Here is a 12747-nt window from a genome sequence, read left to right as displayed (position 1 = left end):
AGCGGGCGGACAACACCGCGCGCATCATCGACGTGAAATACCACCTGCTGCTGCCGTCGGTGTCGCACGTCGGCACGATCCTCGACAACTACCAGTGGGAGACGATCCTGCGCTGCGTGGCCGCACACCGGTCGTATCGCTGGGTGTACGACGTGCAGTACAAACCGATGAACATCGCGGACTACCTGATCCTGAACGGCCGCATGCCGCGCTCGCTGCGCTATTGCTACGGGCGCGTGGTGTCGAGCCTGAACCTGCTCGCGAAGGATTACGGCGTGACACACCCGTGTCACGACACGGCCACGAAGATTCTGCAGATGCTGTCCGATACCTCGGTCGAGCGGATCTTCAAGAGCGGCCTGCACGAGTTCCTGACCGACTTCATCGGCCGCAACAACAGCCTCGGGATCGATATCGCCCAGGCCTACAACTTCGACTGAGAGACTTGCCATGCGCCTCGCCATCCGACACATCTCGCGTTATCAGTTCGACGATCAAGCCACCCATGCGCTGCAACGGCTGCGGCTGCGCCCGCAATCGGGGCCCGGGCAGACGGTGCGTGCGTGGCAGGTCACGATCGACGGCGTCGAGCCGACGCTCTCCTATGCGGACGGGTTCGGCAACCGGATCGACCTCGTGCGCCACGACCGCGGCGCGAAGAACGAGGTCGTCGTGGTCGCGGCCGGCGTCGTCGAGACGCAGGACCGCGCCGGCATTCTCGGCAACCCGGAGGGCTATGCGCCGCCGTGGATCTTCGAACGCGAGACCGCGCTCACGAAGGCCGGCGACACCGTGCGCGAGCTCACGCAGGCGATGCCGATCGAGCCGCACAGCCTCGATGCGCTGCACTGGCTGATGACGGAAGTGCACGGCCGCATCGCGTACGCGCCGAACCTGGCCGACGCGCCGGTCGATGCCGAAACCGCGCTGCAAAGCGGCGAGGGCACGAGCCGCGACCACGCGCATGCGTTCATCGCGGCCGCGCGTGCGCTGAAGGTGCCCGCGCGCTACATCTCGGGCTACGTGCTCGCCGACAGCGCGATGCAGCGCATCGCCGACGCGAAGCAGAGCGCGAGCGACGACGAAGTCGAGGAAGCGCTCGCGCTGCAGACGGGCGAGGGCATGCAGCAGGTGCTCGGCGCATCGCATGCCGCGCAGTCGCAGGGCTTGCCGCAGGCGGCACTCGGCGCGCAGCCGCAGGCTGTCACGCTGATGCAGCAGCCGGCCGGGCATGCATGGGCCGAGGCCTATGTCGAAGGGCTCGGCTGGGTCGGCTTCGATCCGTTCATGAACCGGTGCCCGGACGAGCGCTACGTGCGCATCGCCGTCGGCCTCGACTATCGCGACGCGCAGCCCGTGACGGGGCTCGGCGCGAGCGCCGTCGGCATCGAGATCAGCGTCGTTCAGTCGCCGGAACTGGTCTGACGCATCCCTTCGCCGAATCCGCCGTGCCGTGCCGCCGCAGCGACGGCGACGCGGCGCGCGCGGCCGGCCCAACCCGAACCGAGCGGCTTTCCCATGCCCATCCACGTCGCGCTGCATCACACCACCCGCTACCGCTACGACCGGCCCGTCAATCTCGGCCCGCAGATCGTGCGGCTGCGGCCCGCGCCGCACTGCCGGACGCCGATCCTCGCGTATTCGATGACCGTCGAGCCCGCGCAGCACTTCATCAACTGGCAGCAGGACCCGTTCTCGAACTATCTCGGGCGGCTCGTGTTTCCGGAACGCACCGAACACTTCGAGATCACGATCGACCTGGTTGCCGAGATGTCGGTGTACAACCCGTTCGACTTCTTTCTGGAAGCCAGCGCGGAGCAATACCCGTTCAGCTATGACGATGCACTGAAGACCGAACTCGCGCCGTACCTCGCGTGCGATCCGCAGACGACCGCGGCGCCGCTGTTCCGCGCGTATCTCGACGGCGTCGACCGCACGCCGGCCGGCACCGTGAACTTCCTCGTCGCGCTGAACCAGCAACTGCAGCACGACATCGGCTATCTCGTGCGGATGGAGCCGGGCGTGCAGACGCCCGAGCAGACGCTCGAGCTCGCGTCCGGGTCGTGCCGCGACAGCGCGTGGCTGCTCGTGCAGCTGTGCCGGCATCTCGGCATCGCCGCGCGCTTCGTGTCCGGCTACCTGATCCAGCTCACGCCCGACGTGAAGGCGCTCGACGGCCCGAGCGGCACGTCGGTCGACTTCACCGACCTGCACGCATGGTGCGAGGTCTACCTGCCGGGCGCGGGCTGGATCGGCTTCGATCCGACCTCGGGCCTGCTCGCCGGCGAAGGGCACATCCCGCTCGCATGCACGCCGCAGCCGACCAGCGCCGCGCCGGTCGAAGGGCTGATCGACGAATGCGAGGTGTCGTTCGAGCACGAGATGGTGGTGACGCGCGTGTACGAATCGCCGCGCGTGACAAAACCGTATAGCGAGTCGCAATGGGATGCCGTGCGCACGCTCGGCACGCAGGTCGACGGCGCGCTGGCGGCCGGCGACGTGCGGCTGACGCAGGGCGGCGAGCCGACCTTCGTGTCGATCGACGATCGCGACGGCGCCGAGTGGAACACCGATGCGCTCGGCCCGACCAAGCGCGGCTATGCGACCGAACTCGTGCAGCGGCTGCGCGCCGAATACGGCGAAGGCGGCTTCCTGCATTTCGGGCAGGGCAAGTGGTATCCGGGCGAGCAGTTGCCGCGCTGGGCGCTATCGATCTTCTGGCGCGCCGATGGCCAGCCCGTGTGGCACGATCCGTCGCTGTTCGCCGACGAGCGCGAGCCGTCCGCGTGCACGACCGAAGACGCGAAGCGCTTCATCGACGCGCTGGCCGCGCGCCTCGGCCTGACCGACGAATTCGTGCGGCCCGGCTACGAGGATGTCTGGTACTACCTGTGGCGCGAGCGCCGGCTGCCCGTCAACGTCGATCCGTTCGATTCGCGTCTCGACGACGAGCTCGAACGCGCGCGGCTGCGCAAGGTGTTCGACCAGCAGCTCGACAGCGTGGTCGGCTACGTGCTGCCGATCAAGCGCGCGGATGATGCGTCGGGCCGCGATCGGCCGGGCCTCGACGGTCCGCGATGGCAGACCGGCCCGTGGTTCTTCCGCGACGAGCGGATGTACCTCGTGCCCGGCGATTCGCCGATGGGCTATCGGCTGCCGCTGGATTCCCTGCCGTGGGTCTCCGGCGCCGACTATCCGTTTCTGGTCGAACGCGATCCGTTCGCGCCGCGCGACGCGCTGCCGGACGCGGTCACGCTCCGTGCGCGTCATGCGGGCACGGCCGACGCGCCGCGTTATCTGGCCGGCGCGCATCGCGAAGCACCCGTGCAAACGCTCATGCAGTGGCGCAGCGACGGCACCGCCGCGGGCGGGCGGCACGCGCATCCGACGGGCGAGCAGGACCCGCAGCGTCGCCCCGAGCGCTTCGAATCGGCTGCGTGGATCACGCGTACCGCGCTGTGCGCCGAAGTGCGCAACGGCGTCCTGTACCTGTTCATGCCGCCGCTCGCCGCGCTCGAGGATTATCTCGACCTGCTCGCCGCGATCGAGCTGACCGCGCACGCGCTCGGGGTAAAGCTCGTGCTCGAGGGCTATCCGCCGCCGCGCGACGCACGGCTCAAGCTGCTGCAGGTCACGCCCGACCCCGGCGTGATCGAGGTGAACATCCACCCGGCCCGGAGCTTCGACGAACTCGTCGGCCAGACCGAATTCCTGTACGACGCGGCGTGGCAGTCGCGGCTGTCCAGCGAGAAGTTCATGGTCGACGGCCGGCACGTCGGCACGGGCGGCGGCAACCACTTCGTGCTTGGCGGCGCGACGCCGGCGGACAGCCCGTTCCTGCGCCGCCCGGACCTGCTCGCGAGCCTGATCGCGTACTGGCACAACCATCCGTCGCTGTCGTACCTGTTCTCTGGCCTGTTCATCGGTCCGACGAGCCAGGCGCCGCGCGTCGACGAGGCGCGCAACGACCAGGTCTACGAGCTCGACATCGCATTCGCGGAAATCCAGCGCAACAAGTTGCTGTACGGGCAGGACATGCCGCCGTGGCTCGTCGACCGCGTGCTGCGCAACCTGCTGATCGACGTGACCGGCAACACGCACCGCAGCGAATTCTGCATCGACAAGCTGTATTCGCCGGATTCGTCGACCGGGCGGCTCGGCCTGCTCGAACTGCGCGCGTTCGAGATGCCGCCGCATGCGCGGATGAGCATCGTGCAGCAACTGCTGCTGCGCGCGCTGGTCGCCCGCTTCTGGGCCGCGCCGTACACGACGCCGCTCACGCGCTGGGGCACCGCGCTGCACGATCGCTTCATGCTGCCCGCGTTCCTGAAGATGGATTTCGACGACGTGCTGGCCGAGCTGCGCGACGCCGGTTTCGCGTTCGATTCCGCGTGGTTCGCGCCGCACTTCGAATTCCGCTTCCCGCTGTTCGGCCAGATCGCGGTGAACGGGATGCAGCTGTCGCTGCGCAGTGCGCTCGAGCCGTGGCACGTGATGGGCGAGGAGGGCGCGCCCGGCGGCACGGTGCGCTACGTCGATTCGTCGGTCGAACGGCTCGAAGTGCGCGTAACCGGGCTGAACGACAACCGCTACGTCGTGACCGTCAATGGCCGCGCGCTGCCGCTGCAGCCGACCGGCACCGTCGGCGAGTACGTCGCGGGCGTGCGCTACAAGGCGTGGGCGCCGCCGTCGGCGCTGCATCCGACCATCGGCGTGCATGCGCCGCTCACGTTCGACATCGTCGATACGTGGCTGCAGCGCTCGCTCGGCGGCTGCCGGTATCACGTCGCGCATCCGGGCGGGCGCAACTATGCGACGTTCCCGGTGAACGCGTACGAGGCCGAGAGCCGCCGGCTCGCACGCTTCGTTGCGATGGGGCACACGCCGGGGCAGATGACGGTGGCAGCCGCCGCGCCGAGCCGTGAATTCCCGTTCACGCTCGACCTGCGACGGCCCTGATCGTCGGATGAAAGGACGGACGACGATGCGCGGTTCGCGACCTCCCGGCACGCCGCCCGGAGTGCTAGGATGCGGGCAGACTGCGGCCACCCGCCGCGACCGCCGTGCCGGGCCGCCGGTGCGGCGGCGCGCGGGCGTGGCCGCCCCCTGACGACGGACCGATACTGACCGTGCCGCCCATTCACCCCGACGATCTCGCCGACGCCGACGCGATGCCCACGCTCTTCGATACCGGCGCGCAGCCGGATGCCGCGGAACTGGCCGCCGCGCTCGCGGCGCCGGCCGCGGCAGGCCGCTACGACGAACTGCGCGGCAGCGCCGCCGGCCTCACCGCGCCGCTGCTCGCACCCGCATGGCGCAGCTTCTTCACGTCGATCGGCAGCGACGGCGTGGCCGACCTCGATCGCCGCGCCGACGCGCTGCAGCGACGCATGCGCGAGAACGGCCTGTTCTACCAGCTCCATGAACAACGCGCGGGCGACGGCGCGGCCGGCCCGTGGTCGCTCGACCTGCTGCCGCTGATCGTCACGCCCGAGGACTGGGTCGCGATCGAGCGCGGCGTGCTGCAGCGCGTGCGGCTGCTGAACGCGACGATGGCCGACCTGTACGGCCCGCAGACGATCCTGCAGCGCGGGCTGCTGCCGCCCGCGCTCGTGACCGGCCACCCGGGCTACCTGCGCGCGATGCGCGGCGCACGCGTGCCGGGCGACACGTGGCTGCACGTCGTCGCGTTCGACCTCGCGCGCGGCCCCGACGGCCAATGGCGGATCGTTGCGCAGCACACGCAGGGCGCGGCCGGCCTCGGCTATCTGCTCGAGAACCGGCTGATCGTGTCGCGGCTCTTTCCGCGCGGCTTCCGCGGGCTGCGTGTGCAGCGGCTCGCATCCGCGTACCGGTCGCTGCTGCAGAGCATGCAGGCGCTCAGCCCCGCCCGCAAGAATTCGCGGATCGTGCTGCTGACGCCGGGGCCGCACAGCGCGACGTATTTCGAGCATGCATACCTCGCGCGCTACCTCGGCCTCACGCTCGTCGAGGGCGGCGACCTGACCGCGCGCGACAACCGCGTGTTCCTCAAGACGCTGCGCGGGCTCGAACCCGTGCACGGGATCCTGCGGCGCGTCGACGACGCGTGGCTCGATCCGCTCGAACTGCGGCCCGATTCGATGCTCGGCGTGCCGGGGCTGCTGCAGGCCGTGCGCGCGGGCAACGTGCTGCTCGCGAATGCACCGGGCTCGGGCTTCCTCGAATCGCCGGGCGTGCTCGGGTTCATGCCGCGGCTCGCGGAGGAACTGCTCGGCGAAACGCTGACGCTGCCCGCCGTGCATTCGTGGTGGTGCGGCGAGGCGGCCGCGTGCGACGACGCGCTGCCGCAGCTTGCACGCTGCATCGTGAAGCCGTCGTATCCGCCCGACGTGCAGGCGGACGGCGCGGCCGACCCGGTGATCGGCGCGCGGCTCACGCCGGCGCAGCTGGCCGAGTGGCGCGCGCGGATCCTGGCCCGGCCCGAGCATTACACGGTGCAGGCCGACCTGCCGCTGTCGCAGGCGCCCACCTGGCCGGGGCACGACGCGCCCGACGGGTCCGGCGGCGCGCGCATCGTGCCGAAGCCGCTGCTGCTGCGCGTGTTCGCGCTCGCCGACGGCGCGCAACGCTGGCGGCTCCTGCCGGGCGGCCTGTCGCGGGTCGGCACGCGCGACACGCTGTTCAACGCGCCGATGCCGCGCGGCGGCAGCACCGTCGATACGTGGGTGATGACCGAAGGCATCGTCGATTCGACGACGCTGCTGCAGACCCGTCTCGGCCCTGACGATCTGGTCGAGCGCCCGCGCGCGATCGCGAGCCGCGCGGCCGAGAACCTGTTCTGGCTCGGCCGCTATACCGAGCGCGCGACCAACCTGATGCGTCTCGCGCGCGCCGCGCTGGAGCGGCTGCGCGGCGAGGACGACGTCGACAGTCCCGCGCATCTGGAGCTGATCGACACGCTGTGCCGCGACACGGGGCTGATCGCGCCCGACGGGCCGAACGCCGTCGATGCGCCGCGCGCGTTCCAGCACGCGCTCGCGACCTCGCTGACGCGCGGCGCGGACCGCACGTCGGGCATCGCGTCCTGCCTGTTCGGGATGCGCGGCGCCGCCGCCGCGATCCGCGAGCGGCTGTCGAGCGATCAGTGGCGGCTGATCGACGACGCGACGCAGCTGTTCGCCGATAGCGCGGACCATCCCGAAGCCGAGGAGCAGATCGGCAACGAGGCGCTGCAGTTGCTCGAGCGGCTGGGGCTGTTGCTCGGCGCGATCACCGGCGCGCAGACCGACAACATGACGCGCGACGACGGCTGGCGGCTGCTGTCGATCGGCCGGCAGATCGACCGGCTCGACTTCCTGTGCAGCGTGCTGAAGTTCGCGTTCGACGAGGGCGCCGTGCACCGGCAGGACGGCTTCGAACTCGTGCTGGAGCTGTTCGACAGCACGATCACGTTCCGCTCGCGGTTCCAGCGCGGCTTCGACGTCGCGCCGCTGCTGTCTCTCGTGCTGCTCGACACCGACAACCCGCGCTCGCTCGGCTGGGTCGTGCAGGCGCTGCGCGGCCGGCTGACGAAGGTCGAGCGCGGCGAAGGCTATGCGCTGTCCGAACTGGCCGAGACGGTTCCGGACGTGCCCGCCTGGTCGCTGCACGAACTGTGCGAAACCGGCGACGACGGCCGGCACGACAAGCTGCTCGATGCGCTCGACACGACCGTGAAGGCAGTGTGGGAACTGTCGAACCGGATCGGCGAGCGCTATTTCAGTCACGTTCGCGAGGCGGGCAGGACGCTATGGTGACGACGAAACACGCGGCGAAGACGCCGCCCGCGCCCGGTTCCGGCAGCGTGAAGGAGGCGCCGGCCACGGCTGCAACACCACGCGCCGCGCCGACGGCTGTCGCGGCCGGCCGCGTGCTGCGCGTCACGCACGACACCGAATATCGCTACGCGGCACGCGTCGAATCCGCACAGCACCAGGCGCGGCTGCAGCCGCTCGCGACGCCGCGCCAGCAGGTGCTGTCGTTCGCGCTCGACATCGAGCCTTCACCGGAAGCGGTCTGCACCGAGATCGACGCATTCGGCAACGCGCGCGCATCGTTCGCGCTGAACCAGCCTCACGATGCGCTGCTCGTGCGCAGCCGCAGCACGGTGCGCGTGAGCCCGCCCGTCTGGTCGCAGGGGGCACGCGGCGCGCCGCCGCCCGCGATCGCGCATCCCGACGCCGAACACGCGACGGCATGGGAAGCCGTGCGCGACCGCCTGCGGTTTCGCGCGGGGCAGCCGTACGACGCGGCAAGCGAATTCGTGTTCGCGTCCCCGCATGTGGCGTGCGATCCCGAACTGGCCGCGTATGCGGCCGCCAGCTTCACGCCGCAGCGGCCGCTCGTGCAGGCCGCGTGGGAGCTGATGCGGCGGATACACGCCGACTTCGCGTATACGCCGAACAGCACCGACATCACGACGACCGCGCTCGATGCATTGCGATTGCGCAAGGGCGTCTGCCAGGATTTCGCGCACGTGATGATCGGCGCGCTGCGCTCGCTCGGGCTCGCCGCGCGCTACGTGAGCGGGTATCTGCTGACGCAGCCGCCGCCCGGGCAGCCGCGGCTGATCGGCGCGGATGCATCGCATGCATGGGTCGACGTGTACGACCCGGCATGGCCCGAAGACGGCGGCTGGCTGCAGCTCGATCCGACCAACGACCGCGCGCCGGGCGACGACTACGTGATGCTGTCGATCGGCCGCGACTATGCGGACGTGACGCCGCTGCGCGGCGTGATCCGCGGCGGCGGCGCGGATCAGGAACTGAAGGTCGGCGTGACGGTCGAGCCGCTGGACGATGCGTCGCGTCATCCGGCGTGATGGGCCTTGCGCACCGTTCGCCCGCCATTTAAGTCTTCGTTAATACTGCCCGCCTAGCATGGTGATGCCGGCGACCGGATCGGCCCCTGGTCCGGCGCCGGCGGCACGCACGGGTGCGTCGACGTCACGGCGCCGCGCCGTCGCGCGTCGCCATTTCCTTGCAACGGCGGCACACATGATCAAGACCTTCGACTACACGCTCGGCAACGAGACGATCGCGCTCTGCGCGAGCTTCGGCGCGGGCCCGGCATTCCGGCGCGTGCTCGTGAGTCGTGCGGATTCGATGGAGACGCTCGTGGTGCTCGATGCGCGCGGCCTGTCGGGCCTGCTGAAGGTCGTGACCGAGCAGCCGGAAGGATTGCTCGACGATGCGATTCGCAAGGTCGGCGACGAACAGCTCGTCGAGCGCGCGATCAGCGGCCGGACGATCGTCGAAGCCGCGCTTTGAGCGGGCGGCGCGTGCAGGCCGGCATGGCCGGCTGCAGCTCGCCGTGTGGGGTTGCGCAGTGTCGTACTGCTTACGCGGCGAACCGGTCCGTCGCGGCGAGCAGCGCCTTCAGGATGCCCGGTTCGTTGTACGCATGTCCGGCATCCGGCACGATCTCGAACGTCGCGTCGGGCCATGCCTTCGCGAGATCCCACGCGGTGCGTGCGGGCGTCGCGATGTCGTAGCGGCCTTGCACGATCACGCCCGGAATGCCGGCGAGGCGATGCGCGTCGCGCAGCAACTGGCCTTCGTCGACGAACCCGCGATTCACGAAGTAGTGGTTTTCGATTCGTGCGAACGCGAGCGCGTAGTGGCCGTCCGCGAAGTGCGCGGCCAGCGCCGGATCGGGCAGCAGCGTGATCGTGCGGCCTTCCCAGAGGCTCCATGCGCGCGCGGCTTCGAGCTTCGCGGCTTCGTCGTCGCCCGTCAGCCGGCGATGGTAGGCGGCCATCAGGTCGCCGCGCTCGGCTTCCGGAATCGGCGCGAGGAATTCCTCCCACAGGTCGGGGAAGAGCCACGATGCGCCTTCCTGGTAGTACCACAGCAACTCCGCGCGACGCATCGTGAAGATGCCGCGCACGACGAGCGCGCTCACGCGTTGCGGGTGCGTCTCCGCGTAGGCGAGGGCGAGCGCGCTGCCCCACGAGCCGCCGAACACGAGCCACTGTTGCGCGCCCACCATCTCGCGCAGCCGCTCGATGTCGGCCACCAGGTCCCAGGTCGTGTTGTGGTCGAGGCTCGCGTGCGGCGTCGAGCGCCCGCAGCCGCGCTGGTCGAACAGCAGGATGTCGTAACGCGCGGGATCGAACAGGCGGCGATGGTCGGGGCTGCAGCCCGCGCCCGGGCCGCCGTGCAGGAACACCGCGGGCTTGCCGGACGGGTTGCCGCAGCGCTCCCAGTAGATGCGGTGGCCGTCGCCGGTGTCGAGGTGGCCGTGGGCGTAGGGTTCGATCGGTGGGTACACAGGCAGGCTCCGGGTGAGGGTCGACGGGAGGGCGGACGACGCAGGGGCCGGTGTGCGGACGCAGTATCGGTAGCGCCGATATTGCGGTGCCGCAAAATTCGTTGTGTCTGCATCGGACCGGCCGCCGCCGGGCAAGGCTTGTCATTATGCCCATTCAATTCGCTCATTGCGTGCCGATCGGCACAGGCGGCGCAGGCCGGTGGTCCGGCGCCGCATGGGCACCGGAATTTTTTGAGCAATTTCATTCCGATATTTTTCAGACAAAATCCCGGCGGCATATCGGCGTACCGATCGCGGGCGCCGGCCTTCATACCGTTCCTCCACCGTGCCAACGGGAAACGAGCCGATGAACCATCGCGTCACGCAGTTGACCGGGTTGCGCGCCGTCGCGGTCACGATGGTCGTCGTCGGCCATGCGGAGCACGTGCTGCCGGGCGGCTATAACGGCTGGTTCGCGCCGCTGCGGCTGATCGCCGACGGCCGGCTCGGCGTGCTGATCTTCTTCGTCCTCAGCGGCTTCCTGATCACCAACGTGCTGCGCGCGGAACTCACGCGCACCGGCGGGATCGCGCTGACGTCGTTCTACGTGCGCCGTGCGCTGCGAATCTGGCCGGCCTGCTACGTGTATCTCGCGACCATCGGCGTGCTCGCCGTCGCCGGCTGGCTCGACGTCGATCGCCGTCAGTGGCTGTATGCGGCGCTGCATCTGTGGAACTACTCGGCGTGGTTCGGGCTGGCCGGCGACAACGCGCTGCATCCGGACGGCGCGTGGTATCTCGGCCATTTCTGGTCGCTCGCGCTCGAGGAGCAGTTTTACTGGTTCTGGCCGCTGCTGTTCGTGTACGGCGCGCGCCGTCGCGGCACGCGCTGGCTGGGCGCGTTGATCCTGGCCGTGCCGCTGGTGCGCGCGCTCACGTACTTCGTCGCGCCGGCGCTGCGCGGGCAGCTCGGGATGATGCTGCACACGGGCGTCGATCCGATCCTGATCGGCAGCTACGCGGCGCTCAACCGCGAACGGCTCGAAGCATGGATTCGCTCGTGGCGCGGCGAGACGCGCATCGTGACGGTGATCGTCTTCGTCGTGCTGTTCGGGATGCCGCTTGCCGAACATCGGCTCGGCGGGTTCTGGAATGCCACCTACGGCGTGACGCTCGAGGCCGCGCTGATCGCGATCGTGATCGTCGTGCTGAATTTTCGCGGCGAGTTCTGGTGTGCGCGGTGGCTGCGGGCGCGGCCGGTCGTGTTCGTCGGGACGATCTCGTTCAGCCTGTATCTGTGGCAGCAGCCGTTCGCGAATCCGGGTCTGGCGGTGCCGCACGCGTTTCCGCTCGGGATCGTGTGGGCGCTGATCGCCGCGACGGCGAGCTATTTCCTCGTCGAGAAGCCGTTCCTGCGGTTGAAGGATCGCTACACCGCGCGCGAGGCGCGACGCGTGTGCGACGACGCGCGGCGGATGCCGGTGCCGGGCGATGCGATCGGGGCGAAGGTGATGGAGTAGGCGAGGTGTGGCGTGATCCGTCCGCTACTTCACTTGAGCCGCTTCAGCGCCTCGGGCGAATACCAGAAGGTCCGGAACATATCAATCCCGTACGACTTGCCGTCGTATTTGACGACGGTGCGTGCGGTTCGCTGGCCCGTATCCGAGTAGTCGCCGTCCTTGCGTTGCGTCTTCGTGACGTGTGCCGTGATCGACAGGTCGGCGAAGCCGTGGCTCGATGATTTCTCGACCGCGATCGTCATCTTTGCGTCTTCGCTGCGGGCATCGCCGACGCCGGGGTCGCAGGCTTCGCCTTCGACGCTGACCCAGCCGTACAGGTTGGTGCCGAACACCGGTCGGATGCGATTGCCTTCGCGAACCCACAGCGTCAGCTCGTCGCTTGCGTTCGCGTCAGGGCAGCTTGGACCGCGCGCGCTGCTCGTGAACACGACGCCGAACGCGCGCGCCTCGGGCGACAGTTGGTATCGCGCGGTATCGATGCGATAGCTGTTCTCGCCGAACTCCGTCACCGCGTCCTCCTGGACCACCGACCGGTCGGCGGCCACGACCTTGCCGCCTTCGACGAGCGCGATGACCTGCAGCTTGTCACTTTCGTCCGGGTTCTTGCTCTTCGGCAGCGAATCGAACGCGACGGCCGCGATCGCCGTGCCCGGCGCGTCGGGCATGACCTTGCATGCCGACGCAACGACGAGCCGGTCCGCGTCGCGCGTGGCGATGCGTGCGCTCGCGATGCCGGCCCAGCGGGCGACGGCCGTGATGGTTGCGTCGTCGCAGGGCTGATTGTCGGCGGCCTGAACCGCCGGGGCGGCGGCGAGTATCAGCAGCGGGGCGAAGCGAAGGATTCTTATGGTCACGCTGGAAGGGGGGCGCAGGTTTCCGTGGAGGTCGCTTATCGAGCCGTGTGAGACACTCAGTCAGGATTTTCGAATGTCCGGTCGCGCGCCGACATGAGACGA

At 69.5% G+C, this 12747-nt stretch carries 9 protein-coding genes; 7 read left to right on the top strand and 2 right to left on the bottom strand.

Going from position 1 to position 12747, the window contains the following annotated elements:
• The 6 genes from DIE06_RS18740 to DIE06_RS18715 form a co-directional block, all read left to right on the top strand.
• The coding region (locus DIE06_RS18740; protein ID WP_148094365.1) for an alpha-E domain-containing protein at positions 1-440 on the top strand (440 nt) is incomplete at its 5' end.
• Between the two features lie 10 nt (positions 441-450).
• Positions 451-1425 (top strand): transglutaminase family protein, encoded by a 975-nt coding sequence (locus DIE06_RS18735; protein WP_124662639.1) that lies wholly within the window; start codon positions 451-453, stop codon positions 1423-1425.
• A gap of 93 nt (positions 1426-1518) precedes the next feature.
• A complete protein-coding gene (locus DIE06_RS18730) occupies positions 1519-4959 on the top strand; it encodes a DUF2126 domain-containing protein (protein WP_124662638.1) in 3441 nt (1146 codons plus the stop codon).
• A gap of 212 nt (positions 4960-5171) precedes the next feature.
• Positions 5172-7778 carry a circularly permuted type 2 ATP-grasp protein gene (locus DIE06_RS18725; RefSeq protein WP_124662641.1) on the top strand — a complete coding sequence of 869 codons (2607 nt, stop codon included), beginning with the start codon at positions 5172-5174 and terminating at the stop codon, positions 7776-7778.
• Positions 7772-8842, top strand: coding sequence for a transglutaminase family protein (locus tag DIE06_RS18720; protein ID WP_124662637.1), 1071 nt, complete (start codon positions 7772-7774; stop codon positions 8840-8842). The genes DIE06_RS18725 and DIE06_RS18720 overlap by 7 nt, the downstream gene beginning before the upstream one ends.
• 175 nt (positions 8843-9017) lie before the next feature.
• The gene (locus DIE06_RS18715) at positions 9018-9290 is read left to right on the top strand and encodes a hypothetical protein (protein ID WP_124662636.1); all 273 of its coding nucleotides are present in this window, start codon (positions 9018-9020) and stop codon (positions 9288-9290) included.
• Between the two features lie 70 nt (positions 9291-9360).
• Here the strand turns inward: DIE06_RS18715 and pip are convergent, their stop codons facing one another.
• Entirely contained in the window at positions 9361-10293 is a 933-nt protein-coding gene (pip, locus tag DIE06_RS18710; RefSeq protein WP_124662635.1) for a prolyl aminopeptidase, read from the bottom strand.
• Between the two features lie 346 nt (positions 10294-10639).
• Here pip and DIE06_RS18705 point away from each other — a divergent pair, with 346 nt between their 5' ends.
• Positions 10640-11791 carry an acyltransferase gene (locus DIE06_RS18705; protein ID WP_124662634.1) on the top strand — a complete coding sequence of 384 codons (1152 nt, stop codon included), beginning with the start codon at positions 10640-10642 and terminating at the stop codon, positions 11789-11791.
• Positions 11792-11820: 29 nt separating this feature from the next.
• Here DIE06_RS18705 and DIE06_RS18700 read toward each other — a convergent pair whose 3' ends face one another.
• Positions 11821-12639 (bottom strand): multidrug ABC transporter ATPase, encoded by an 819-nt coding sequence (locus tag DIE06_RS18700; protein ID WP_124662640.1) that lies wholly within the window; start codon positions 12637-12639, stop codon positions 11821-11823.
• Between the last annotated feature and the right edge of the window lie 108 nt (positions 12640-12747).

Source organism: Burkholderia sp. Bp8998 (genome assembly GCF_003854235.1).
Classification (GTDB): domain Bacteria; phylum Pseudomonadota; class Gammaproteobacteria; order Burkholderiales; family Burkholderiaceae; genus Burkholderia.
Note: the sequence above shows the minus strand (reverse complement) of the source record. Positions and strands in the feature narration are given on the sequence as shown.

Bases quoted from the DNA above. Each gene is read 5' to 3' on its own strand.
- DIE06_RS18735 (WP_124662639.1), top strand. From the start codon at position 451: ATGCGCCTCGCCATCCGACACATCTCGCGTTATCAGTTCGACGATCAA.
- DIE06_RS18730 (WP_124662638.1), top strand. From the start codon at position 1,519: ATGCCCATCCACGTCGCGCTGCATCACACCACCCGCTACCGCTACGAC.
- DIE06_RS18725 (WP_124662641.1), top strand. From the start codon at position 5,172: ATGCCCACGCTCTTCGATACCGGCGCGCAGCCGGATGCCGCGGAACTG.
- DIE06_RS18720 (WP_124662637.1), top strand. From the start codon at position 7,772: ATGGTGACGACGAAACACGCGGCGAAGACGCCGCCCGCGCCCGGTTCC.
- DIE06_RS18715 (WP_124662636.1), top strand. From the start codon at position 9,018: ATGATCAAGACCTTCGACTACACGCTCGGCAACGAGACGATCGCGCTC.
- DIE06_RS18705 (WP_124662634.1), top strand. From the start codon at position 10,640: ATGAACCATCGCGTCACGCAGTTGACCGGGTTGCGCGCCGTCGCGGTC.